This is a genomic window from Sorangium sp. So ce1504 (genome assembly GCF_051521635.1).
GTDB classification, from domain to species: Bacteria; Myxococcota_A; Polyangia; order Polyangiales; family Polyangiaceae; genus Sorangium; species Sorangium cellulosum_B.
On record NZ_CP150365.1, the window covers coordinates 3,282,373 to 3,306,481 of the forward strand.

23 protein-coding genes are annotated in these 24,109 nt (G+C 72.1%); 7 read left to right on the forward strand and 16 right to left on the reverse strand.

What is annotated here, in order from left to right; genetic code table 11:
• Nucleotides 1-275: 275 nt before the first annotated feature.
• Nucleotides 276-965: an NUDIX hydrolase gene (locus WMF39_RS12750; protein WP_437745797.1), complete on the reverse strand. Its 690-nt coding sequence runs from the start codon at nucleotides 963-965 to the stop codon at nucleotides 276-278.
• A gap of 322 nt (nucleotides 966-1,287) precedes the next feature.
• On the opposite strand from WMF39_RS12750, the gene WMF39_RS12755 reads away from it, so the two are divergent.
• On the forward strand, nucleotides 1,288-2,163 hold the full coding sequence (locus tag WMF39_RS12755; protein WP_437745798.1) for an STAS domain-containing protein: 876 nt from the start codon (nucleotides 1,288-1,290) through the stop codon (nucleotides 2,161-2,163).
• A gap of 66 nt (nucleotides 2,164-2,229) precedes the next feature.
• Here WMF39_RS12755 and WMF39_RS12760 read toward each other — a convergent pair whose 3' ends face one another.
• Entirely contained in the window at nucleotides 2,230-3,732 is a 1,503-nt protein-coding gene (locus WMF39_RS12760) for a L,D-transpeptidase (protein ID WP_437745799.1), read from the reverse strand.
• A 230-nt stretch (nucleotides 3,733-3,962) separates the two neighbouring features.
• Between WMF39_RS12760 and WMF39_RS12765 the strand changes: the two genes are divergently transcribed.
• From WMF39_RS12765 to WMF39_RS12785, 5 genes are all read left to right on the forward strand, one after another.
• On the forward strand, nucleotides 3,963-4,094 hold the full coding sequence (locus tag WMF39_RS12765; RefSeq protein ID WP_269454239.1) for a hypothetical protein: 132 nt from the start codon (nucleotides 3,963-3,965) through the stop codon (nucleotides 4,092-4,094).
• A gap of 49 nt (nucleotides 4,095-4,143) precedes the next feature.
• Nucleotides 4,144-4,650 (forward strand): RNA polymerase sigma factor, encoded by a 507-nt coding sequence (locus WMF39_RS12770; RefSeq protein ID WP_044968331.1) that lies wholly within the window; start codon nucleotides 4,144-4,146, stop codon nucleotides 4,648-4,650.
• On the forward strand, nucleotides 4,640-5,188 hold the full coding sequence (locus tag WMF39_RS12775) for a hypothetical protein (protein WP_437745800.1): 549 nt from the start codon (nucleotides 4,640-4,642) through the stop codon (nucleotides 5,186-5,188). Before WMF39_RS12770 ends, WMF39_RS12775 begins: the two co-directional genes overlap by 11 nt.
• A 172-nt stretch (nucleotides 5,189-5,360) precedes the next feature.
• Nucleotides 5,361-5,753: a DUF2809 domain-containing protein gene (locus WMF39_RS12780; protein ID WP_437745801.1), complete on the forward strand. Its 393-nt coding sequence runs from the start codon at nucleotides 5,361-5,363 to the stop codon at nucleotides 5,751-5,753.
• A 96-nt stretch (nucleotides 5,754-5,849) separates the two neighbouring features.
• Entirely contained in the window at nucleotides 5,850-6,266 is a 417-nt protein-coding gene (locus tag WMF39_RS12785) for a GFA family protein (RefSeq protein WP_437745802.1), read from the forward strand.
• A gap of 110 nt (nucleotides 6,267-6,376) precedes the next feature.
• On the opposite strand, the gene trxA is transcribed toward WMF39_RS12785, so the two are convergent.
• The 8 genes from trxA to WMF39_RS12825 all read right to left on the reverse strand — a co-directional run bounded on the left by trxA (nucleotide 6,377) and on the right by WMF39_RS12825 (nucleotide 17,054).
• Nucleotides 6,377-6,778: a thioredoxin gene (trxA, locus tag WMF39_RS12790; protein ID WP_437745803.1), complete on the reverse strand. Its 402-nt coding sequence runs from the start codon at nucleotides 6,776-6,778 to the stop codon at nucleotides 6,377-6,379.
• Between the two features lie 63 nt (nucleotides 6,779-6,841).
• On the reverse strand, nucleotides 6,842-7,288 hold the full coding sequence (locus WMF39_RS12795) for a hypothetical protein (protein WP_437745804.1): 447 nt from the start codon (nucleotides 7,286-7,288) through the stop codon (nucleotides 6,842-6,844).
• 7 nt (nucleotides 7,289-7,295) lie between these two features.
• The gene (locus tag WMF39_RS12800; protein WP_437745805.1) at nucleotides 7,296-7,685 is read right to left on the reverse strand and encodes a DUF4150 domain-containing protein; all 390 of its coding nucleotides are present in this window, start codon (nucleotides 7,683-7,685) and stop codon (nucleotides 7,296-7,298) included.
• A 12-nt stretch (nucleotides 7,686-7,697) separates the two neighbouring features.
• Nucleotides 7,698-8,348, reverse strand: a complete 651-nt coding sequence (locus WMF39_RS12805; RefSeq protein ID WP_437745806.1) for a DUF3540 domain-containing protein — start codon at nucleotides 8,346-8,348, stop codon at nucleotides 7,698-7,700.
• 33 nt (nucleotides 8,349-8,381) lie between these two features.
• On the reverse strand, nucleotides 8,382-9,425 hold the full coding sequence (locus WMF39_RS12810) for a pentapeptide repeat-containing protein (RefSeq protein WP_437745807.1): 1,044 nt from the start codon (nucleotides 9,423-9,425) through the stop codon (nucleotides 8,382-8,384).
• Nucleotides 9,422-12,097, reverse strand: coding sequence for a DUF2169 domain-containing protein (locus WMF39_RS12815; RefSeq protein ID WP_437745808.1), 2,676 nt, complete (start codon nucleotides 12,095-12,097; stop codon nucleotides 9,422-9,424). The genes WMF39_RS12810 and WMF39_RS12815 overlap by 4 nt, the downstream gene beginning before the upstream one ends.
• A gap of 111 nt (nucleotides 12,098-12,208) precedes the next feature.
• Nucleotides 12,209-14,632 carry a type VI secretion system Vgr family protein gene (locus WMF39_RS12820; protein ID WP_437745809.1) on the reverse strand — a complete coding sequence of 808 codons (2,424 nt, stop codon included), beginning with the start codon at nucleotides 14,630-14,632 and terminating at the stop codon, nucleotides 12,209-12,211.
• A 97-nt stretch (nucleotides 14,633-14,729) separates the two neighbouring features.
• Nucleotides 14,730-17,054 carry a DUF2169 family type VI secretion system accessory protein gene (locus WMF39_RS12825; RefSeq protein WP_437745810.1) on the reverse strand — a complete coding sequence of 775 codons (2,325 nt, stop codon included), beginning with the start codon at nucleotides 17,052-17,054 and terminating at the stop codon, nucleotides 14,730-14,732.
• Between the two features lie 302 nt (nucleotides 17,055-17,356).
• On the opposite strand from WMF39_RS12825, the gene WMF39_RS12830 reads away from it, so the two are divergent.
• Entirely contained in the window at nucleotides 17,357-17,860 is a 504-nt protein-coding gene (locus WMF39_RS12830; RefSeq protein ID WP_437745811.1) for a hypothetical protein, read from the forward strand.
• 50 nt (nucleotides 17,861-17,910) lie between these two features.
• On the opposite strand, the gene WMF39_RS12835 is transcribed toward WMF39_RS12830, so the two are convergent.
• The 6 genes from WMF39_RS12835 to WMF39_RS12860 all read right to left on the reverse strand — a co-directional run bounded on the left by WMF39_RS12835 (nucleotide 17,911) and on the right by WMF39_RS12860 (nucleotide 24,080).
• Entirely contained in the window at nucleotides 17,911-18,390 is a 480-nt protein-coding gene (locus WMF39_RS12835; protein ID WP_437745812.1) for a hypothetical protein, read from the reverse strand.
• A gap of 228 nt (nucleotides 18,391-18,618) precedes the next feature.
• A complete protein-coding gene (locus WMF39_RS12840) occupies nucleotides 18,619-18,882 on the reverse strand; it encodes a hypothetical protein (RefSeq protein ID WP_437745813.1) in 264 nt (87 codons plus the stop codon).
• A 226-nt stretch (nucleotides 18,883-19,108) separates the two neighbouring features.
• A complete protein-coding gene (locus WMF39_RS12845; protein ID WP_437745814.1) occupies nucleotides 19,109-21,103 on the reverse strand; it encodes a hypothetical protein in 1,995 nt (664 codons plus the stop codon).
• Between the two features lie 537 nt (nucleotides 21,104-21,640).
• Complete coding sequence (locus tag WMF39_RS12850) at nucleotides 21,641-22,387, reverse strand: hypothetical protein (protein ID WP_437745815.1); 747 nt, start codon at nucleotides 22,385-22,387, stop codon at nucleotides 21,641-21,643.
• Nucleotides 22,384-22,989, reverse strand: coding sequence for an RNA polymerase sigma factor (locus WMF39_RS12855; RefSeq protein WP_437745816.1), 606 nt, complete (start codon nucleotides 22,987-22,989; stop codon nucleotides 22,384-22,386). Before WMF39_RS12855 ends, WMF39_RS12850 begins: the two co-directional genes overlap by 4 nt.
• Nucleotides 22,989-24,080, reverse strand: a complete 1,092-nt coding sequence (locus WMF39_RS12860) for a hypothetical protein (RefSeq protein WP_437745817.1) — start codon at nucleotides 24,078-24,080, stop codon at nucleotides 22,989-22,991. Before WMF39_RS12860 ends, WMF39_RS12855 begins: the two co-directional genes overlap by 1 nt.
• Nucleotides 24,081-24,109 lie beyond the last annotated feature (29 nt).

The window sequence follows — 24,109 nt, forward strand, 5'->3', positions numbered from 1 at the left end:
GCCCTCCTCGGGTGGAGCGCGCTCCGCGACGGACGCGCGAGCGCCCCCGGGCGCCGCGCGCTGGCGCCCGGGGGCGTAAGATTCGCGACGTCCAGTGGGCCCGCGACGGGAGAGGGGCGAGTCGATGAAGCGGCGGTGGGCGTTCGTTGCGGTCGTGACCCTGGTTCCTCCGAGCCTCGCATGCCTGCGATCTCGTCCGGTAGGCGCTCGGTCCGCCCCGGAGCAGGGGCGAGGAGGGATCGGACGCACGAGGGCCGCCGGGCTGCGGCAGGCGGCTAGATCTCGAAGCTGAAGCCGTCCTTCTCGAGCCGCTCGTACTTCCGACGATCGAACCGGTAGAGCCGCGCCGCGCGGTGCGCGACGTCCTGCTCGACCTCGTCGAGCTCCACGAGCAGCCCGGTGCCGAGCGCCTTCTTCCGGAAATTGCGCTTGTCGAGCGGGCGCTCGAGGATCGCCTCGTAGAGGCGCTGGAGCTGCGACAGCGTGAACTTCGGCGGCAGGAGCTCGAACCCGATCGGCCGGTATCGCACCTTGCCCTTGAGCCGCTCCAGCGCGACCGGGAGGATCTCGTCGTGATCGAAGGCGAGCGCCGGGGTGTCGTCCACCGCGAACCACGCCGCCTCGCGCGCGTCGGTCGCGGCCTTGACCCGGTGATCCCCGAGCTTCACAAGCGCGTAGTACGCCACCGAGACCACGCGCTCGCGCGGGTCCCGCCCGAGAGCGCCGAACGTGTAGAGCTGCTCCAGGAACACCCCCGAGAGCCCCGTCTCCTCCGCGAGCTCCCGCCGCGCGGCGTCGTCGAGCGCCTCGTCGACGCGCACGAAGCCGCCCGGGAGCGCCCACCTGCCGCGGAACGGCTCGAGCTCCCGCCGGATGAGGAGGACCTTGAGGTCCTCCTCATCGAGGCCGAACACGACACAATCCACCGTCAACGCCGGCCGCGGGTGCTCGTAGGAGACGGACATTCAACCCTCCGTGTAATCTGTACACGAATCTTGGTGTCGATCGGACACCACGTCAACCAGCGCCGCGGAGCTCGGCTCCTCGGCTCCTCGGCGCGAGGGCGGGCGCGCGGAGCGGAGGCCCGCGCCCATCGCGCATCGCGCATCGCCCATCCGTGCCCCCCCTTCCCACAGCCACAGCCGAAGCGTCGTGTGCCGGCGGATCGACGAGAGACGCGGCCTCGACAATGCGGTGAGATGTTGTCCGCATGACCGGCCAAGCGAAACGTCATCGACGGGCTGACGACCACTCGACGGCCAGCGCGCGTGCGCGTAGAAGGCTCCCATGAAGGGAGATGCGGAGTCGAGCACGGCGGGGGCGGATACGCGGGAGGAGCTCGAGGCGAAGCTCCGTGAGGCGCAGCTGCTTCTCCGCGCCATCCTCGACCATGTTCCGATCACCGTGTGCAGGTATGACCGCACGGGCGTCTTCACGTTTCACGACGGCAAGGGGCTCGAGGCCGTCGGCGCGAAGCCGGGGCAGTTCCTCGGAGCGAACGTGCTCGATCTCTTCGCGAACGATCCGGAGACCCTGGAGACCAACAGGCAGGCCCTCGCGGGCAAAGCCGCGTACAACGTCTACGAGGCGTACGGCGCCGCGTGGGAGTCATGGCACGTCCCCGTGCGCGACAGCAGCGGGGAGCCCGACGGCATGATCACCCTCAGCCTGGACGGCTCTGCGGCGAAGCGGCGCGAGCAGGAGCTCCGGGCGAAGATCGAGCTCATCGAGGCGCAGCAGGAGGTCATCCGCGATCTCTCGACGCCCATCATCGAGGTCTGGGACAAGGTGCTGACCCTCCCCATGGTGGGCGTTGTGGACAGCCTGAGGATCTCCGAGGCGATGGACAACCTGCTCTCGGCGATCGTGAACAAGGACGCGCGGTACGCGATCCTCGATCTCACCGGCGTCGACGCGGTCGACACGCGGACGGCCGGGTACCTCATCGAGATGATCAAGGCCATCCGCCTGCTCGGCGCGGAGGGGATCATCACGGGGATCCGGGCGAACGTGGCGCAGACGATGATCGCGCTCGGACTCGACCTCTCCGGCGTCACGACCGTCGGCAACCTCCGCGCCGGACTCAAGCTCTGCATGCGGCGCATGGCCGCGGCGGGCGAGGGGGGCGAGCGCGCCGAGGCGGCCGGCGCGCCGGCGAAATAGCGGCTTCCGGCAGGCGCGCGCGAGGCGCGGGCGCGCTCCCGCACCCCCGCGCCGGGCGGCGGCGGCTCAGCGATGGATCACGACGCGCGTGGACGGGTCGTCGCGCGTGGCCTGGACCGCGTACCACTCATCGGGCACGGCGGGCTCGGTCCAGTGGAAGAGCCATTTCGCGTCGACCGGCGAGAGGTTCACGCACCCGCCGCTCTGCCCCTCGCCCCAGCGGTCGTGCCAGTAGGCGGCGTGAAGGAGGTACTTGCTGAAGAAGTGCTGGCTCCACGGCACCTCCGCCTCGATCCAGTCGTCCGCGTCGACGTGGGGCGTGATGAGCGTCTTCGTCACCCATTTGCGGCCGATGCTGTACTGGCCGAGCGGGGTCGTCGAAGGCGGCACGAACGGCTCGGCCTTCTCCGGCTCCTCGGCCCCGTTGCGCCCGGCCGAGATCAGCGTCGCGAACACGGGGCGGTCGTCCTCGTAGGCGATGAGCCAGCCGTCGAGGGCGGCGATCTCGACCCACGTGTTCCTGCGCCCGTCCGCCGGCGCCGAGGGCGGCTCGCCGCCGAGCTGGATCGGGCGGCCCCACGGGTTCCGCGCCTTCCGCGGCCGGACGACCACCGCGTCTCGCTCGAGCACCCAGTGCCCGTCGTCCCGGGTCTCGAGATACATCAGCTCGCCGACCCGCTTCGATCGGCCCGTCAGCCCGACCCGGGCGAGGCGCTCCCACACGGCGTCCGTCTTCGCGGGCGGGCCTCCCTCCGTGAGGCGGTACTTCGAGCGCGCCTTGCGGCGAAAGAAGGCCATCGGCAGGCGCGCCTCGGCGCCGAGGTACACCCCCTCGAAGGTGGCGGGCTCGTAGGGCTTGACCTTGTCCTTCGGTATGAACGTCAGATCCGATGCCCAGAGCCATGTCGCCCCGCCGGCCTCGACCTCCTCGGTCCAGGCGACCGACGAGCGCGGGCGGACCTGCATGTGCCGCAGATCGTGGAGCCCCTCGGGCCACGCCGGCGCGTCGATGCCGTCCACGCGGAGGAGGCGCTTGAGCCCGAGCGACTCGCCGTAGCGGTACGGGAGCGGCAGATCGGCGCGCGGGGCATGGGGGATCAGCGCCTGGCGCACGGGATCGGCGGTGTCCAGGGTGGCGCGCTCGCCGTCGACGCACACGTAACCGCGCGGCTCCACCGCGTAGAACGCCGGGCAGCCGCCGGCGCCGCGGATGGGCTCGACGCTCTTCAGGCGGACCGAGCCGCCGATCGAGAGCATGCCGATCCACTGGGCCTTGGGCCGCGGCGCGGACCGGATCCACACCTCGCGGCCCTTGGAGTACACGCGCGCGGATCGCGCCCGCGCCGCCTCCACCTCCGGGACCGGCGCGGCCGGAGCCGAGGCGGCCAGCGCCTCCGGCGGCGGCTCCGGCGCGCTGGAGCGCGCGGAGGGCGCGCTGGAGGGCGAGGGCTCCGCGACCGCCACGCCCGCGCTCCCGGCCGCGTCAGCGCGCGAGCCGGCGTCTTGCCGCGACGGCGTGCACCCGAGCCAGAGGGCGCCGAGGGCAGCGAACCACGAGCGGCCAGACATAGGCACGGGACCCTAGCACGTCGAGCCCGGCCGGCGGAACGACGCGCCAGGCTGGACGAAGGCGCCTGCGCCGCGAGCGGAGCGGAGATCGTCGCTCGTGCGGCGATCTGCGGCGATGGCGCCTGGCCGCCGGATTTCGATCGCCGGGGGTGTCACGCTCGGCCCGCTCGCGCCTAGAGCCGAGGAAGGCCGGCGAGGACAGCCGGCCAGAGAAGACAAGGAGAGATCCCATGCGTCGTTGGCTCAAGGTGACCCTGATCGCGGCCGTCCTCGGAATCCCGGCGGTGGCCTATGCTGGGACGCAGCTCACGGGCGGCTGTCCGTGCGCGGATTGCCCGTGTCCGGACTGCCCCTGCGGCTGAGCACCCAGCGCCCTTGGAACCGCGCGCGCGATCGCTGCTCAACGCGTCGATGAGACGCCTCGCCGACGGCGATCGCGCGGCGTTCGAGCCTGTCTATGCCGCCCTCTGGCCGGCGATCGGCGCGTTCTGCCGCCGCATGCTCGGGGGCGGCGCGGACGCGGAGGACGCGGCCCAGCAGGCGCTGCTCAAGGTGTTCGACCGCGCCAGCTCGTTCGATCCCGACGGGGACGCGCTGACCTGGGCGCTCGCCATCGCGACGTGGGAGTGCCGCACGACGCGGCGGCGGCGGTCCCGGTCGAGGGAGGCTCCGGACGAGCATGTCCCGTCGATCGCGGCCGACGTGCCCACGCCGGAGGAGGCGGCGATCGCCCGGGATCTGGACGACGCGGCGCGCGAGGTGCTCGGCACGCTGGCCGAGGCGGATCGCGAGACGCTGAGGGCGACCCTGCTGGAGGTCGATCGCGATCCGTCGGTGTCGAGCGCGGCGCTGCGCAAGCGCCGCGAGCGCGCGTTTGCGCGCCTGCGGGAGGCGTGGAGGAGGATCTATGGAACGTGAGGCGCTTGCGGGCCTGAGCCTGAAGGAGAGGGCCTATCGCGCGTACGAGCGGGGGAGGGCGAGGAGGGCCGCCTGGGCAGCGGCGCCGACGATCGCCGTGGCGCTCGTGGCGGCGCTGATGAGCGACCGTCCGGTCACCACCGCGATCCTCGGCGCGGCGCTCTACGTCGCGGCGGCGCTGCTCTCGTGGCGCGGGCAGCAGCTCGGGCGAGGCGTGCTCCCGGGCGTCGCCGCGGGCCTCGTGCCCTTCGCAGCGGCGCACGCGGCGCGCATTTACGGTCACCTGTGCACCCCGGAAGGGTGCGTATCCATCTGCGTCCCTGCCTGCCTGGCGGGCGGGGTCGCCGCCGGCGTGCTGCTCTCGCGGGTGCTGCGCCGGTCGGAGCGGCTCGGGGCGTCCTGGGCCTCGGCGTGCGGCGTCGCCGCCCTGACGGGCGCGCTCGGCTGCGCCTGCGTCGGCTTCGGCGGCGTGGTCGCCCTCGCGGCGGGGCTGCTCACCGGCACCGCGCCGCTAGCGCTCCGCCCTGCGCGCGGCTAGAGCGACGGTCACCCGCTTCGGATACGGGCCCACCTCGGCGTTTTCGGTGCTCAGCGCACCGGAGTGCGCCTGCGCGCCGAAAACGCCGATCTGGGCCCGTCTCCTGTGCGGGTGACCGCCGCTCTGCTCTGCATGGTGCAGAGGTGGGCGGAAACCGCTGTAGGCTCTCCGCATGGCGGAAGCCGCTCGCAAGCGCCTCGCGCTGGCCCTCCTGATCGTCGCGGTCATCCCGGTCGGCTTGATCACCCGGTTCCACGGCGGCCCAGCCTGGCTGCGCAACGGCGCCGGCGCGGTGCTCTATGAGGTCGTGTGGATCGCCGCGGCGCAGATCGCGTGGATCTCCGCGCGCACGCACCGGCTGGCGCTCGCGGTCTTCGCCGCGACGTGTGGGATCGAGCTGCTCCAGCTGAGCGAGGCCCCGTGGCTGTGGGCCGCGCGCAGCACCACCCCGGGGCGGCTCCTGCTCGGCGCGAACGGCGGCTTCGATCCGGCGGACTTCGCGCTGTATGGCCTCGGATGCGTCCTGGGTTATGGGCTCTGCCGGCCGCTCCGGGCCTCCGCATGAGGCCCGCGCCGCGCCGAGCGCGCGCGCCGGTTGCGGCAAACGCCGCGAGGAGCCAGGCTGGCGATCGCGAGATCCAGGAACCAGGAGGCGACGGCCATGTCCGAGGCTCACCACAACGGCGGCTGTTTGTGCGGCGCGATCCGCTACCGAGCGCGCGGCGCGCCGGTGAGCGTCAATGTCTGCTACTGCAGCCAGTGCCGGCGCCAGACCGGCGCGCCGATGCCGGCGTTCGCGTCCTTTTCTGACGAGCAGTTCGAGCTGCTCTCCGGCGCGCCCGCGACCTATCGCTCATCGAGCTCCGCGGTCCGCCAGTTCTGCGCGACCTGCGGATCGTCGCTGTTCTGGCGCCGTGACGGGGCGCGGGAACTCGACATCTTCCTCGGCACGATGGACCGACCCGGCGACGTGCCTCCGCCTACCTTCCAGCTCTGGACCGTGAACCGCGTGCCCTGGCTGCCCGCCATCCAGGGGGCCACCGACTATCGCGGGGACAAGGCCGGCAGCCAGAGCTGACCCGACGTCGCCGAGCGGACGGCTGTCGGCGGTCATGAGCAGCCGAGCAGCGGCTCACCCGCGCTGGCAGGGCGCCCCGCCGGAGGGCCGCCCCGGGGGCCGCGCTCTCCTCAGGGGCCTTCGCCGGCGCTGTCTCCGCCGGCGGCCTCCTTCGCTTCCTCCTCGGCGATCTTCGCCCGCACCTCGTCCATGTCGAGCGAGCGCACCTTCTCGATCACCTGATCGAGCGCTGAAGCGGGCAGCGAGCCCGCCTCCGCGAACAGGAGGACCTTCTCGCGGAAGATGAAGAGCGTCGGGATGGAGCGGATGTTGAAAGCCTGCGCCAGGTCCTTCTGGTCGTCCGTGTTGATCTTCCCGAACACGATGTCCGCGTGCTTCTCGGAGGCCTTCTCGAAGACGGGCCCGAAGACACGGCAGGGGCCGCACCAGGGCGCCCACCAGTCGACGAGGACGATGCCGTTCGACTCGACCGTCTTCTCGAAATTCTCCGCGCTGAGCTCGATGGTACTCATCCGCGGAGCATACCCCCGAGACCCGCCCTTGTCGCCGAGCGAGCGGCCACGCGCCGCCGGCGCTCAGGGCGCGTTGCAGACCATGATGTGCTCGATCGCCTCGACGAGGAGCTGCTCGACGCGCTCGGGCCCGACGTCGGCGGCGCGGGCGAACCGCTCCAGATCGAACGGCGTGGGGTTGACCTCGAGGTAAGCGAGGATCTGGAGCGGGTGGCCGGCCCAGCGGATGACGCAGAAGCCGACCACGTTGCGGCTGGCCCTGGCCTCGCGCAGGCCGAGGGCGAGCTCGACGCTCGGCGTGTCGTGCCCCTCGTCGAGCACGATGCGCGGCGCGTGCCCCGCCTTGCGGAGCTCGGCGGCGAACTCCTCCATCTGAGGGCGGAGCAGGCGCTCGCGCAGGTCGTCGAACTCGCGGAGGAAATCCGCCTCCGCGGGGGCGCGCGCCTCCTCGAGGCGCCGCGCATAGCGGGCCGCGAGGCGCTCGATGCGGAGCCGGTTGTGCTCTTTCAAGGGTCGCCTACGGCGCGAGAAGGAGCACCTTGAGCTGGCTCGGGACGATGCTGACCCCGGGCGCGTTGACGGAGTTCTGCATCGTGACGCTCGTCATCCGCGTGGCCGGCGCGCCGCCGACGAGCACGGTGAAGGCCGCCGTGACGTGCCGCGAGGGGCCCATCACCGTGTGCGAGACGACGCCCGTCTCCAGGCCGGCGTTGTCGCCGTTCGTCAGCGGCACCTGGGTCGTCATGTTGTGCGCCGGCGTGCACATGAACAGGACGTTGTAGACCGCCGGCACCCCCATGGGCTGCGCCGCCAGGTTGGGGTAGGGCACCGGCAGGTGCGCCGGCGGCGTGAGGCACACGTCGGGTCCGCCCAGGGCCATGCCTCCCATCTGCGTGTTCGCGAACATCTGTGCCTCCTGTCAGCCGAGGTGGATCTGCCCGCCGTCGATCTTGGTCAGCTCGCCGCTCGAGACGAGCGTCGCCTGCGCCTTGATGTTCACCGCGGCCTTCGCGGTGACCTCGTAGTACTGCGCCCGCACCTGCTCCGACTCGGCGATGAACCGGTACGCCCGGTCGAGCCGCTGCACCCAGCGCTCCGCGATCGACTCGACCGACCGCGCGACCGTCTTCACGCGGTCCACCTGCGCGACGAGCCGCTCGCCCACGTACGTCATCGCCCCGACCGCGAGCGACCCCTCGCTCGCCGCGACGCGCACCTTGCCCGCGGCCACCGCGGCCTCGGCCGGCGTCACGAGGCGCACGCCCTCGGCCGCGGCCACCGTGACGCGGCCGCGCGGGGCGCTCACCTCGAGGTCCCCCTCGGCCACGAGGCGCGTCGGCGCGCCGCCCTCGCGGTCGAGCACCGCGAGCACGTGGCACCCCGCGTCGTGCAGCGCGACGAGCACCCGGTCGCCGAGCGCCGGCTCGACAAGGCAGCTCACCGCGCGCTTCGCCGCGTACTCGCCCGACCCGACGCGCACCTGGAACGACCCGTCCGTCGCTCCGATCACCGCGCCGACCTCCTGGATCGCGAAGGTCTCCACCCGCTGTCTGGCCAGATTGTCTCGCATCGTGTCTCTCCTGCTGTCGGGAGGGGCATCCCCTCAGGGCGTCCAGCGCTCGGCTTCGAGCAGCTCCGGGTCGTCGCCGAGCGCGGCGGACCGGCTCGTGAAGGTCGCGCCCGCGTCGCGCGTCTGGTGGAAGCGGGCGCGGAAGAGCTTCGCGCCGGAAAGATCCGCCTTCTCGACGCTCGCGTGCGAGAAATCGGCGTACGTGAGGTCCGCGTCGCGGAAGCTCGCCGTCGGGCACGCCGCCCGCTGGAAGATGGCCTGGTAGAGGTCGGCGCCGGCGAGGTCCGCGGCCTCGAGGTCGGCCTCGGAGAAGATCGCCTGCCGCGCCTTGAGGCCCGCGGCCGACACGCCCGCGAGCCGCGCGCCGAGGAACAGGCCGCGCTCGGCGTCCGCGCCGTCGAGCTTCGCCGCGGTGAGGTCCGCGCCCTTGAAATTCGCCTGGACGAGCCGGGCCCCGCGCAGGTCGCACCCCGCGAGATCGGCGTCGGTGAGCTGCGAGAGGGTCAGGTCCATGCCCGACAGGTCCTGCCCGCGGAGGCGGGCGCCGACCAGCACCGCGAGGTGGAGCGTCGCGCCGCGCAGGCTCGCGGTCGACAGATCCGCCTTGATGAGGCAGGCCTGCTTGAGCTGCGCCCCGTCGAGCGCGAGGCGCGCGGCCTCGGTCTCCACGAGCGAGAACCGGTCCAGGTTGGCCTCGCGGAAGCTCGCCTCGTCGGCGCGCCCCTTGACCATGCTCCCGATCGTGAGGTTCACGCGGTCGAAGCTGGCCCGCGAGGCGTCGCACTCGGCGAAGCTCGCGGCCACGAGATCGCCGCCGTCGAGGCGCGCGTGGAGGAGCGCGCACCGGCTCCACACGGCGTGGCGGGCCCGCGCCCCGGACAGGTCCGCGCTGGAGAGGTCGCACCCGTTGAACATGGACTCGCTGAGCTTCGCGTCCTTCAGCCTGGCGCCGCGGAAGCTCGTCTTCTCGAACACGACGCCCGACAGGTCGAGCCCCGATAGATCGAGCCCCGACAGGTCCTCCCCGGCGATGACCTCGCCCTCGTCGACCTTCGCGAGCAGCTCTTCGCGCGTCACTTGCTCTGCCCCGTGAACACGACGTTCTTGATGTGCGCGTCGGAGAAGGTGGTCCGCTCATCACCCTTGGCGTCGAGCAGGTTGGCGCGGAAGAGGTTCGTGTTGTCGAGGCGGGCGCCCGGCACCTTCGCCTTCTGGAGCATGGCGTCCATGAGGTTCGCTCCGGTCAGATCCGCCTCGGCCAGGTCCGAACGCATGAAGCGCGCGCCCTTGCCCGAGAGCTGCGCGAGGCGCGCCCTCCGGAGGTTCGCCTCGCTGAAGTCCGCGCCGTCCGCCGAGGCGCCCTCGAAGATCGCGCCCTCCAGATCGACCCCGCGGAGGTTCGCCCGCGCGAGCTCGGCGCCGGAGAAGTCCGCGCCCGGCAGCGCGGAGGCGGAGACGACGCGCAGGGCCGCGGCCCTCGCCTTCCGGAACGAGGCCTTCTCGCCCTTGAAGTCGACGAGGGCCGCGTCCTCGAGCTCGGCCTCGCCGAAGTCCGCGCCCGCCCCCGTGCACTGGAAGAACGTCGCCTTGCGCAGGCTCGCGCCGGTGAAGCGCGCGCCCGTCAGGTCGAGCTGGAAGAAGAGGACGTCGTCCGCCGCGGCGCCGCTGAAGTCCGCGCCCGCGACCCTGGCCTCCAGGAAGTCGGCCCCGGCGAGGTCGGCGCCCGAGAGCCGCGCCTCCTCGAGCCACGCCTTGTGGAGCACCGCCTCGCGGAGGTCGACCCCGTCGAAGCTCGCGCGCGAGGCGCGCGCCTCGCCGAGGTTCGCCCCGCGCAGCGTGGCCTTCCCGAGCCGCGCGCCCTCGAGCTTCGCGCGCGCGAGCACCGCGCCGGTCAGATCGGCCCCGCTCAGATCACACGCCGAGAGATCCGCGCCCTCGAGGAGCGCCTCGCGGAGATCGGCGCCCGCGAGGCGGAGCTCGCGCAGATCGGCGCCCGTCAGATCGCGCCGCGCGAGCGACTCGCCGGCGGCGAGCGCCCGCTCGACCTCGGCGCGCAGCTCGGACCGCTTCCCCTCGGGCGCCGGATCCGCCGGCGGGTGGAAGTGAGCGAAGGCGCGGTACGCGAAGAGGACGTTCTCCTCGGCCTTGCGGAGGCCCGCGGCGAACGCCGGGTCCGCGAGCTTCGCCTCGAGGTCCTCCATCGGCGCGCCCGCCGTGCGCCCCACCTCCGCGAGCTCGCGCAGGCGGGCCAGCTCCTCGTCGGCGCTGAATTTCGGCGGGCCGCCGCCCTCGCGCTTGCCCTTCGCGACCGCCTCGTCGAAGTCGAGCCCCTGCTCGGCGCAGAGCTCGCGCGCCTCCTCCTCGGCGGCCTTGCGCTGCTCCTCGGCGTCCTTCTGGAGCGCCGCGCCCTCGAGCTCCATCCGCTCGGCGTAGTCCGCGAGCTCGTCCGGCCTCGGCTCCTCCGGGAGCTTGATCTCCCGCGGGAGCTTCTCGTCCGGGTTCATCCCGAGCACGAGCAAGGTGAGCCGCGCCTGGTCGAGCTCGCGCTGCGCTCGCGAGATCGACCGCCGCTCCATCGCCCGCTCGCGCCGGATGAGCTCGTCCATGTCGCTGATCGCCTCGTCCGGGAACGACGGGGCGTCGGGGTCGGGCTCCGGGAGGAGCTCCTGCTCGCGCAGCGCGTGGAGGTGCCCCTTCTCCTTGTCGAGCCGCCGCTCCAGCGCGCCGCGGTAGTGCTCGATCGGCCTCGGCGCGTCGGCCCGCTCGAGGCCGGCGAGCAGCAGGCGCACGTCCGCGGCGTCGTCCTCGGCGACGGGGACGACGCCGCGGAAGATGGCGACGCCGCGCTCGATGTTGGGAAACAGGAGCACCGTCTCCAGGCGCGTCGCGACCTCCCGGAGGGGCTCGTCGCCGTCGGTCACCGTCTCGCCCGCCTCGCCCCGCTGCCGCACGAAGCACCGGGCGCGGAGCCTCGGGGCGTGGGTCTCGATGAGCGGCCGCGCCGGGTGCAGGTTCTTCAGGCGGATGGCCTCGCCGCCCTCGAGAACCTCGGGCAGCCGCTGATCCTCCGGGGCGACCTGGAAGTACTCGGGGTCGAGATCCCGGGCGAAGCCGGGAAAGTCGTTCTGGAGCCACTCGTCGCCGTACGTGCCGAGCTTGGCCACCCGCGACGCGAGCGTGGGGTCGAGGGCCCCGAAGCCCGCGGGCGGCGGCCTGTCGCCCGGCGACATGAGGAGCTGTCGCGGGTCTTCGAGGTGGGGCAGGTAATGCGCCTTGACCCCTTCTTCCTCGATGGGCCCGAGCCCCATCCCCTTCGGGTTCAGCGCGTAATCCGGTCCTCCGAAGGCGTTTTCCCAGGTGAGCGGCATCTCGGTGATCGGCTCTGGCTCCGTCGGCGCGCCGAGGTGCCATCGCCGCTTGCCGACGACGGCGACGGACTTGTCGACGAGGGGCTTGTCGACCGGGCCGACCTGCAGGCCCGCCGCGAACGCCGGCCGGGGCTCGCCTCCCGGCGAGAACGCCTTGCCGAAGACGAGGACCTCGCCGCGCGGCTTGGGCATGCCCTCGTCGAGGAGGCCGTCCTTGCCGAGCGCGGGCATCACCCGCTGCCACATCGAGACCTCGGGCAGCGGAATCTCGGGGGCGTCGAGCGGGAAGAACACGAGGAGCCCGATGCTCAGGTGATGATTGCGCCGGACCGTGAGCACGCGCTGGAGGACGGAGAGGCGGAGAGGCTTGATGACACGCATGGAGTTCGAATGACCGGTTGTGGCGGGGGGGGCGCCTCGCGCGCGCCCTGGTGTGGCCGAGGCCGATGTCTCTCCGGAGCGGCGACCGCGAGCGCGCGGCGCGCCTCGCCGCTAGCTGACCACGAAGATGCCGTGTTTCCTGATCTCGGCCGCGACGCTCTCCAGGGTGAAGCTCCCGTTCTTGAGCTCGACGGTCTTCGTCGTGAACTTCGGTCCCTGGATGGTCAGCTCCGGGCCGTTCTTCACGGACACCGTCGCGCCGAGCTTGAACTCCACGGCGCTGCTGAGGTTGAACGAGAGCTTCTGGCCCATCACGAGCTCCTGGGTCCTGCTGCACGAGAGCGACTGCTTGCTCCCCACCGTGAGCTCCTGCGCGTTCGTCACCTTGAGCTCCGTCGTGTTCGCCAGCTTGATGTCGAGCGAGCGGGAGACGTTGATCGACGTGAAGTTGCCGACCTTCACGTCGAGCGATTTGCCGGCGGTCACCGACGTGGCGTTCGTGAGCTTGAAATCGCTCGTGGCGCCGACCACGATCGAGCGGAACGCGCCCAGCTTGGCGTCGAGCGAGCCGCCCACCACGGTCGACGAGCTGGCCCCGAACACGTGGGCTCGCGCGCTCCCCAACGTGGTGACGCTGTAGTCGCCGGTCCTCTCGACGTGGTGATTGGCCTTGAGGATCTCCTTCTTGTCGCCCTCGGCCTCGAGCCACAGCTTGCCCTTCGCCGAGATCTCGACGTCGTTCCCGAGGGCCTTGACGACGACCTTGCCCGTGGTCGAGGTGATCGACACATCCCCCTTGGCCGTCTCGGTGAGGGTGCCTGCGACGGCCGTCGTCATGATGTTGCCCGCTGTCGCGGTCGTCGTGATGTGGCCCGAGTCGGCCGTCGTCGTGATGTCGTCCTTCACGTGGCTCGTCCAGCTCGCGCCCACCTCGAAATCCATGTTCTGCCCGGCGTCGAGCAGGATCCTGCCATCGGTCTTGCCGATGAACTCGTGCCCCTTGTTGGGCGACCCCATGCGCAGGTACGTGTTCGAGTGCGGCGTCGAGAGCGTGATGCGCTGCGCTCCGGCCTGGTCCTCGAGCTCGAGGCGGTTCCTGCCGCCGGTCTGGATGACGTTCTTCGTGTGGTTGCCGCTCGTCACCGGGCTCGGCGTGAGCACGTTGGGCACGACGCCGGAGATCACGGGCCGATCCGGGTCGCCGCCGAGGAAGCTCAGCACGACCTCGGTCCCCCGCCGCAGCGGGAAATGGAACCCTTCGACGCCGCCGCCGTGCGGCTGCATCATGCGCACGTACGTGGACCCGCTGCCGTCGCGCGGGCTCGCCTCGTCGAACTTGAGCTTCACCAGGTAGCGCCCGTGCTCGTCGATCTGCGCGTACTCGCTCGACGCGGAGCCGTCGACCGAGCCGTTCTCGTAACCGTAGATGCGCGGCCACGCCGTCCGCGACTCCGCGCGGAACTGCGTCGCCGCCGGGATGGCCGAGACCTCGACGAAATAGACCTCCTCGTGCGCGAGCCCGGCGAGCTCCGCGAAGTCGCTGTGCCCGGCGGACTGGTTGCCGTGGTGGCGCAGCTCGACAGCGAGGTACTTCGCGTTGAACCGCGCGCGCGGGTGGTCCTCGAGCTCGAACGTGTACCCCGAGCGCAGGTGGAGCCGCGCGCCGGCGGCCTGGTAGACCGCCTCCCGGGCGAGGTACTCCTCGGCGCGCAGCTGGGCCAGCCGCTTGCCGGCGTCGGCGCTGAAGAAGCGCTCGCCGTGGAGGCTGATCTCCCCGGTGCCGTACTGGGACACCGGGGCCGCGCTGGCGAGGGGGAACTGCGGCCGGACATAGTCGTAGTCCTTGAGCTTCACCCGCGACGGCAGCGCCCCGTGCTGGCAGGAGAAGGTGCGGAACGAGGCGGAGGCGCTGCGGTCCTCGCCGGTCTGCGGGTGGTAGCGGACCGGCGCGCCGAGCACCTCGGCCGGGTAGCTCTTGTCGTCGCAGAGGACGAGCTTCTCTCCGTCCTCGGTGTGTTCGAAGTAATAAAAGATCCCCTCCCGCTCCATCCAGCGCGAGATGAAATCGAAGTCGCTCTCGCGGTACTGGCAGATGTGCTCCTCGGCCTCGTAGCTGCCGAGGTTGAGCTCGACATCGCCGCCCGCGATGCCGTTCTCCTCGAGAACGAGCCTGATCACGTCGGGCACGCTCTTCTTCGTGAAGATGCGGCTGTGCTTCGACAGGGTGAGCCCCCAGAGCCGCGGCACCAGCACCGCGCGCAGCAGCGCGCGCCCGCCGAACTCGTGCAGGAGATCGACGCCGGCGAGCACGCCGGCGAACACGTAGGGCGGGGTCGTGTCGGACTGGCGATCGATCGAGAGCCGCGCCTTGGCCCCGACCATCTCCGCAAAGTCCGTGTCATCGTCGCCTTCGCTCGGGATGGACAGGAAGATCTCGAACCTGTACGGGCGCGAGATCGCCTCCACGCCGCGAAATCCGACGACGCGCGCCGGGCCCTCCAGGATGCTCGAAGAGAAGGTGATGAGGTCGCTCATGGTGGTGTCTCTTCCTGGCGCGAGGAGGTGAATCAATCCGCCTTGACCATCCCGAGGCGGCCCGTCCTGTGGAGTTAGACAAAAGAGAGCCTGGGCGTCAACCCTGTGAAGAAACGTTGATGTCCTCTTCGGGCTCCGGCGGTGGGGTCTCGACGATGTCGCGCAAGATCGCGCCGCTCGACTTCGCGTTTGCGAGCCTGACGCCGTAGAGGTTGGCGCCCGCGAGATCCGCTTCGCGCAGATCGGCGCCATCGACGTTGGCGCAGGGGAGCCTCGCTTCCTTGAGCTTCGCCGCGCGGAGGATGGCGCCGGCGAGGTTGGCGTTCGCGAAGCTCGATCGCGAGATGTCCGCCTTGCTCCCGTTGACGTCGGTGAGGCTCGCCCGGTCGAAGACCGCCTCGAGCAGGCGCGCCTGCCGCAGGTCGGCGCCGTCGAGCGCCGCGCCGTCGAAGCGCGCGTGCGAGCCTCTGGCCGAGGTGAGGTCCGCGCTCGTGAGGATCGCCGACGAGAGCGCCGCGCGGTCGAGCGTGGCGCGGGAGAGATCGGCGCGCGTCAGGTCGGCCGCCTGGAAGCTCGCGTCGGTGAGATCCGCGCCGCTCAGGTTCGCCCGGGCGAGGCGCGCGGACGCGAAGTTGCACCGGGCGAGCCCCGCGCCGGCGAGGTTGACGCGCTCGAGCGAGGCGCCGCTCCAGTCGATCCCCTCGAGATCGGCGCCCGCGAGATCGAGGTCGTAGAGCGGCTGGCCGCTCCTCAGGCGGGCGAGCACCGCCGCGCGCAGGCCGCGAGCCTCCGGCTCCGGCTCGGGCGACGCGGCGGCCGGAGGAGGCGCCAGCTCCGGAGGAGGCGGCAGCTCCGCGACGGCGGCGGCCTCTTCGGGGGTGGCTGGCGGCGGCTGCGTGCGCGGAGGGGGCAGGTCGATCACGGGGGGCAGATCGGCCACGGGGGGCGGGTCGACCACGGGGGGCAGGTCGACCACGGGGGGCAGGTCGACCACGGGGGGCGGGTCGACCACGAGGGTCGCCTCGTCGAGGATGCCGAGCGGGGGCTGCACGCGCGCCGGCGGCTCGGGCGGAGGGGCCTCGGGCCCGGCATGGGCGAAGGGCATCGCAAACGGCACCGACCCCGGGAGAGGCGCCGGGCGCGGCGGCGGCTCCGGCGCCGGCAGGAAGGGCAGGGGAGGCGGCGCGAGCAGCGGCGCGACCTGCTGTGTGACGGCGCTCCAGTGCGCCTCCTGGGGCCGCGAGAAGGGCAGGGGAGGCGGCGCGAGCAGCGGTGCGACCTGCTGCGTGACGACGCTCCAGTGCGCCTCCTGGGGCCGCGAGGAGGGCAGGGGAGGCGGCGAAAGCAGCGGCGTGACCCGCTGCGTGACGGCGCTCCAGTGCCCCGCCGGGAGCGCCGTCCCCCCGGCGGCGGGCGCGCCTTCCGGCGCCGCGACCGCGAGAGAGCCCTCCGCCGCCGGGGGCCACAGGACGGGGCGCCCTGCCATCTCGACGCCGGCGACCACCCGCATCCGCGCCGGCTCGTCGCCCGGCAGCAGCGCGACGTTCCCGCGAAAGATAAGCCAGCAGAGCAGGCGGTCCACATCGATGGTCAGCGTGTCGGCGACGAGCTCGATCGGCTGCCCGTGGTCGTCGCCTCCAGGCCCGAGCCGGTGGAGCCGCGCGAGCCCGCGGGCCGAAGGCAGGCAGGACTGGATCCGCGGGCAGTGCGGGTGCAGCCCCTCCAGGAGGATCCACTCGTCGCCGCGGAGGAACTCGAGCTGCTGGTCCGCGGGGGCGGCGACGAAATAGCGGAAGTCGAAGCTGCCCCCGAGCTCCGGAGCCGGGAGATCGGGCGCCTGATCCCGCGCGAGGAAGGCTCTCCTCGGGGCCCAGTGCCCCGCGACCGGCCCGACGCCCGCGGGCCTCGTGGGATCGGCCGGATCGACGATGTTCGGGAGCGCCGTCCCGGCGCCGACGCCCACCGGGTTCGCGTCGATGTGGGGGCCGCCGTAAGCGCGCTCGTACGCGAGCGGCATGAGGCCGAACGGACGCGGATCCGGGGCCTCTCGCGTGCGGTCGCCGTAGACGTGGAGCACCTTGTCGAGGACCCAGCGATCCTCGCGGAAGAGCGCGACCCGCACCGAGAGCGCCGTGGCGGTCGTCCCCGCCGGCGCGGCCGCGTGCCCGCGCACGAGGACCCCCGCGCACGGCAGGTAAGGGGCTGTCTCGCACGCCTCCTCCAGGCTGCCCCAGCCGTCTCGGAGCCGATCCGTGCGGATCAGGCCCGACGGGGCGGCGAGCTCGGCGCTCGTGTCGTGGACGAGGGCAAACGTGGCCTTCACCACGACCGTGAGCCGCTCCGCGCCCTGCGCGCGCCACAGGACGGCCCCGCAGGAGGCCGGAGTCAGGGCGACGACGGAGACAGGCCAGGACGATTGCACGGGCGTGAGCTCGACTGGCCCGCGCGCCTTCACCGCCGCGGAGGGCTCTCAGGCAATGGACGATACGCGGCGCGTCGCTCCGGCGCAAGCGCGGGAGTCGGCGGTGACGACCCCTCGTGTCGAGTCTCCTCACGCGACCATGTCGCTGTGAAGATCTCCCAGAGAGCGACGCATTGGGCGTGCTCGCTGGTACGGTGCAAGGACACGAGTGCTCCGCCGCCGACGGAGAGCCCCGCGTCACGGCGCCGCGCGGGCGCCGTGCTACACCATCGGCGAAGCTCACCGACGAAGGAGCGCCCGCCATGACCGATGCGTCTGTTCAAACCCTCGCCGATGCGATGGATCTCGGATCGTTGCTGCAGGAAATCCGGGATCGACATGGCGAGTTCGATCTCCTCGCCCACTGGAAGCAGGGCGAGTTCCACCACGACGTGGTCCTCCGGGTGCACCGCTTCGCGCCGATGCCGGCGCCGGTGCTCGTCGTGAGCACGAACTGCAACGGCGGCGTAAAGGAGGTGCTCTGCTTCGGCGACGTCCCGGAGCGTTATGCCCTCTGGCACCATCGCTGCCCCGGGGTGCCGGAGTTCTCTGGCGAGCTGCCGCCCATCGCCGCGCAGGCGCGGACGTCGCACTACTTCGATCCGTGCGAGCTGCTCGCGTCCGACGCGCGCAGCGAGCTGCGCGCCGAATTCCGCGAGCGCGACGTGGGCGGAGGATGGCGCCCGCGGTGCGGACAGGCCGGCTCGCCGTTCGACGCCGAGCCCGGAGGAGCGCGCGGGTCAGCGCCAGGGGAGACGTGCTCGTGATGTGCCGGTGATCCCGGCCGCGCGAGGCCTTCTCCGGCGGGCGAGCTCGCTCAGCGGCGCCTTTCGCCCATCGCGCCGCGCCCCGTGGCGCGGGCCGCGCAGAAGGCCGCGTCCAGCCGCAACGCCGCGCGCGACGCCTCGCCCGCCGTCGCGCCGCGCGCGCCCGCGGCCGCGGCGATCGCCTTTCTGAAGTGCGCGCCGGCCCTGCGGCGCTCGATCGCGACGAGCGCCAGGCAGAGCGCGACGAGCAGCACGTCGCGGGCGCTCGGCTCCGGCAGCGTCCACGCGAGCCAGCCGGTGGCGATCGCGAGCATCGCGGTACAGAGCTCCCAGGACGCGGCGCGCTCGGTGCCCTCCGACTCCGCCGTGGCGGCCAGCGCGCGCGTCACGCTGGGTGGCGGCTCGAGCTCCCCTCCTGAGAGCTCCGGCGCCCCTGCGCCGGGATTAACGGTCGCGCCGGCGCTCGCCGCGGGGCGCGCCAGGGTCGCTGCGACTGCCTTCGTTGCCGCACCGGGATGGATTGAGCTCATACAAACACCCTCCTCGCCTTGCCGTCCGGCCCTGCATGATCCCCAGGCTCGCACGTCGCGCGCCAACGTGAAAAGAGCGACCTGACGTGCTCGGCGAGTCTGGAGCCCGCATCGCGTGCGCATCTGTTGTGCAGGACACGCAATCGGTGCATCTGTTGTGCAGGACACGCAATCGGCCCGTGCCGCTCGAGGCTCGCTCGCACCGGGGGCGTAGGGGGGCTTGTCGCTCTATATCGCACCTTCGTGGGTCTGGCGCGAGGCGCGGGCTTTCTTGGCGATGGTGTTCTCGAGCGTGGCCATCAGCCCGTCGACGCGGCTCGGCGGCTCGAGCGCGGCCGCCTTCGGGCGGAGGCTCGTGAACCGCAGATCCTTCCCCGTTACGCGGCCTGCGCGGCAGACGAGGAGCGCCTGGGGAATGACGTTCTCGAGCTCGCGGATGTTGCCCGGCCACGTGTGCGCGAGCAGGCGGTCCACCGCGGACGACGTGAGCACGCACGGCGTGGGCCCGCGCGATGATCTGAGCGGATCGTGCTGCCGGTGGTCGGCCCGGGGGAGGGGTCGTGTGGGCGCGCGTGGGAGGATCGGTATCCGAGCGCAAGAGAACAAGAGAAGAAGAGGGCGCCGGTGGGGGGCCGGCGCCCTCTTCATGAGCGAACGCTCGCTCTCGCTCTCGCGATCACGAGCGCTCGCTCTCGCGATCACGAGCGCTCGCTCGCGGTCAGTTCTCGAACCGCACGTTGTCGAGGTAGTACGGACCGGCGTTGCTGGTCACGTTGAGGTTGAACTGCAGCTTCACGTCGCTGGCCCCTGCGTTCAGCGCGTTCTTGGTGGCCGCCGGCAGCTGGGCGAACTGGATCCTCACGAACTGGCCCCGGGTGAGCGGGGTGAGCGGGACGTTGCCGGCCCACTGGTTGTGGATGCCGGCCGAAGGGATCGAGATCAGCACTTCGATGTTCCCGACCCAGCTCGGGTTCGGCTGGACGGGAGACACGAAGAGATCGAGCGTGATCTTGTCGCCCACCGGCGCGAGGTTCGCCGAGCTGAAGGTCGGGCTGACGATCTCGTTGAACGAGGAGGGCGTCTTCACCTGGAGCGACGAGATGCCCTCCACCACCCGGCCCGTGTGAACCGACAGCTGGGCCTGCGCCGACGTCCAGGCGCCCGGCTTCTCGAACCCGAGGATCGGGTTGTTGAGGAGGAACTCCGCCATCACGTTCTTCCGGAACGGGATGAACACGCCCGTGAGGGCCTCCGAGATCTTGAAGCGCTGCCCGCCCGGCTCGTCCGGATCGGCCTCCAGCTGCTCCGAGGTCTGCGTGAACGGCCTCAGCTTCGCCAGCGTCGCGGTCGTGCCGAGATCGAGCTCGACGGTCGGGGAGCCCGTGGCGTCGCCGATCGGCTCATGGCACCCGCTGCACGACAGGGAGAACGCGCGCCCCACGACCTGATCCGGGGTGAGCGCGCTGCCCATCGCGGTGAGCTTGCTCTGGATGCTGGTCCTGAGGGCCGAGGGCCCGGCGCCGAACGTCGCGAAGTAGTTGTTCTGGAGGCCGATCATCTGGCTCTCTCCGGCGTTCATCGTCGTCGGATAGCTCGGCTCCAGGGCGAAGCGGTTGATGTCGTCGGCCGCGGCGAGCCGCTCCACGAGGCCCGGGAACGACGTGCTCCTGAAGGCGACGGCGCGTGCGTCGGTCGAGGCAGGATCGAAGAGCGGCGCGGCCGGGTTGTCCTTCACGAACGACGGGGTCACGACCAGCGTGGCGCTGCTCCCCGAGCCGCTGTGAAGGAGCCTGAACTCCCGGAGGTTCCACGTGGTGAAGGGCTCGGGCGGATCGCCGTCGACCTCGGGGGCGAAGAGGAACTCGTTGGTCCGGATCTGGCCGCCGTACGGCCCCGCGTTCTGGCCGTAGTGATCGATGTGGATCGCGGGCTCGAACCCCCCGGGCAGGCCGTCGAAATAGAAGGCGAGCAGCTCGTCCCTTCGGGTCTCCAGGCTCTTCGCCGGATCCGACAGGTGGTACCAGAAGTCGACGACCGGGCGGCACCCTTCCCGGCCAAGGCTCGGGGTCGGGTTGGGCAGCCGGCCCTCGAAGATGATGAAGTTGCGCATCTGGAACGCGCTCTCCGGGATGCCCGAGCGCCTGGCGAAGACGACGCGGTACTCACCGCAGTTGGCGCCGTCCGGCGGGGCGAGGTCGAAGCGGTTCGACAGGGTCGTGGCGACGTAGGCGTTCGGGGCTTCCTCGTCGGCGAAAGGATCCCTGTCGGCCTCCTCGCCCACGACGCGGGGGCAGTCGATCGGCCACCCGTTGATGGACCCGGCCGAGCCGGGGATCACCACGTCATCGCAGTGCGGGCCGAGGCCGATCCCGTCCGCGGCCTTCCGGTTCGTGTCCATGAACTGCCGGAACAGCTGGAGGGGCGTCAGGCTGACGCCCGCCTGATCGATGAGCTGCTGGAACACGTCCTTCAGCTTGAAGGCGCCGAGGATGTCGGTGTTCGTGACGACGAGCGACCTCCGCTCGTTGATGGGGAAAGGAAGCGAGAGCGCCTGGCCGGCCTCCGCGATCTCCCCCTCGGCGAGATCGGCCGGAGCGCCGTCCGTGGGCCCGAGATCCGCGCAAGAAACCGGCAGTATCGCGAGCGCGGCCAGCGCGGCGCGCCGCGCCCCCTGCCACACGCCGGGGGCGGAAGAATCAGAACGAGAGCGCACCGGACTGCTCGAACTCGACAGCTTCGACGACATGAAACCTCCTGAAATGACCACGAAGAACGGCGGAGCCGCGCGAGCGCACGAGTGTGCGCTCGCGGAGGGAAGGAGCGGCCCGAGGAGGACGACCGCCGGCGAGCGCGCGCGTCGGTCCGCAAAGAGACGACGCTCGGCGCGCGCCGCATGGGCGACGTGCCTCGCCGAGGCCAGCGCTGCCACGGCAGCCTGGCCTCATCGAGCCGCTGAATCCACCGTTCTGCGATGAAACGTCAGGGCGCCGCCGCCTCTCGGCGCGGCCGCCCGTGAACGCGGGACGTATGTTAATGCTGTTTAGGTACCGGGCAAGCGATATGAGCGCTTGTGTTTGTTGTCGCGTTAATTTTTCGCGGTCCGTGCGAGCGTCGTTTTCATGTCCATTTCATGTCGTCCGGGCGAGCGTCGATGTCGTCGCCGCTGGCGCAAGCGAGGAGATCCCGCTCGTGTGCTCGAACGTGGTGTGGAGTTTGCTGTTTGCTGGCGGAGCCGCGGTCGTGGAGGCAATCACCGAGCCGCGCCGACGATCCGGCGCAGCGGCTCGGCGAAGGAGCTCGATGGATACCGCGCCAAGAACGCCGCCGCGCGCGCCCGCGCCTCGTCGGCGCGCCCCAGGCGCACCAGCGCGCGGATCGCGATGAACTCCCGCTCTTCCGCGAGCCGCCCCTTCGGGAACTCGGCCTGGTGCCTCTCCAGCGCGGCGAGGGCGGCCTCCGGATCCTGCGCGAGCGCCGCTCTGGACGCGTCGACGAGGTTGGACTCCCGGACCAGGTCGTCGCCGTCCGCCGCGGCGCTCGCCTCCGGCGCTGGCGCGGCCGGTCGGGGGCTCCGCGGCGCCTCGCGGCGGAGGGCGGAGGGGGTCGGGCGCGGCGCCTCGGCCGACGGCGCTTCGGCCGCCGGCGACCCGGCCGCCACGCGGCCTTCCGCGCGGGAGAGCAGCCGCTCCAGCGGCAGATCGGTGAGCACCGGAGGCGGCGCGATCGGCGCGGCGGCGCTCGGGGCCTCGCCCAGGACGGCGTGGAGCCCTGCCCCGCCGGCCCCGATGCCCGCCGCGAGGAAGATCCCCTTGATCCACGCCGGCATCGTCGCGCCGGCGGCCGCGCCCGCGGCCGTCTCGAGCGGCGCCACCCGGGCCGCGGTGCGCGCGAGCTCGGCGGAGGTCATCTGCCGGATCGGCGCGGCGGCGCGGAGCAGCTCGCGTGCGCCGGGCGGGGCGCCTCCTCCTTCCTGGTTCCATCGCTTCGGATCGCTCATCTGGCCCCCCTGCGCGCGCGCTCGGCCTCGGACTTCTTCAGGAGCGTCGCGAACTCCTTCCGCGCCGCGTGGAGCCGCGAGTAGACGGTCCCCACGGGGACGCCGACGAGGCGCGCGATCTCGTCGCACGGCATCTCTTCGATCTCGAACATGACGAACACGGCCCGGCGATCGAGATCCATGGCCTCGAGGATGCCCTCGAGCTGCAGCCGCGCCTCGCGGCTGGAGGTGATCTCTTCCGGGCCGCGCGCGGAGTCCGGCACGTCGTCCATCACCTCGCCGAGCCGCTCGCGGCGCGTGTGGGCGCGGCGGCGGTGAGACGAGGCGACGCGGCGGCAGATGGCGAAGAGCCAGGTCGTGATCGGGCAAGCCCAGTCGAAGGACGGGAGCCGCTGCTGGACGACGACGAAGACGTCCTGGAAGGCATCCTCCAGGTCAGGGTGCTGGATGCCGAACCGCTGGAGGGTCGCCCAGACGAAGTTGCCGTGCTCGGCGTGCAGGGCGACGAGGCTCCGCGGCGGCTGCTTGGCGTCGCGCAGGACGTCGGCTCGTAAGCACTGCTCCACGGAAAACTGAATGCCGGCAGCCCGGGGATCCTTCATCAAAATGTGAGGCCGACCCCCCCGAACACCGCGGCGGCGAGCGCGGCCTGCTCCAGACCCGTCGGCAGCCCGCCCTCGAGCTGGAAATCGTACCGTGTCACTGGAACGAAGAGATCGATGCCTGTCTCGAGCCGCAGCGGCCCGATGACACGGACGCCGAGCCGCGTGCCGGCCCCGAGGCTGAGCCACGCGCGGGAGCCGACGTCGGTCGGCAGGATCGTCGGGGGGACGTCGTCGTCCCCGTGGATGACGGCGTAGATGGCGCCCGCCACCGCCCGGCCGCAGAGCCCGAAGGCGACCGAGCGGCTCCGGACCATTTCGAAGCACGCGCCGAGCCAGCCCGCCGTGAGCCCGAAGGCGAACGTCCGCCGGGTCGCGTGCTGCTCCGGGAGCCACAGCGCGCCCGTCTCGAGCGTCCACCGCGGCAGGATCGACCACTCGCCCGACAAGGCGACGCCGAACCCGGGCGAGGGGACGATGCCCGTGGAAGCGAACCCGCGCCAGGAGATCGAGAGCCGGGGCGGCGGCGGGCCCTCGGCCGGGGGCGGCGTGGTCTTGGCCTGCGCCGGCCAGGGGAACGGCGGCTCCGGCGCCCGCTCCGCTGCCGGAGGGCGCGCAGGCAGCGGCGGGGGACGCGGCGCCTCGGGGGCCTGCGGGGGACGCGGCGCCTCGGCGGTCGGGGGGGCGAGGCCGGCCTCGGGATCGGTCGCGAGCAGGATGTGCACCGCCGCAGCGGCCACGATCCCGTCGCAGCTCTGCCGGTCGTCGGAGAGCTCGCGGACCGTCGGCGGGGCGCCGTCGCACAGCTCCGTCCGGATCGTGGCCGACCAGGCCCCGGGCTGCCCCTGCACCACGGCCTCGATCGAGGCGGCCTTGCCCGTCGTGACGAGCTCCCGCCCGAGCCGCCGCGAGATCTCGGCGCGGAACCGGGACGCCGACGGGCACCGCCCCTCCGCGCCCGCGAGGCGCACCCACGACACGTCCGCGGCCGCGCGATCGCACTCCGCCCGCGCGCGCGGCACGCCGATGAGCGTGAGCGCCGCGCAGGCGCCCAGCGCCGAGACGAGCGCACGTGAGGCCGGCGCGCTCACCGTCCGCTCCCTTCCTCTCGCCCGATCGA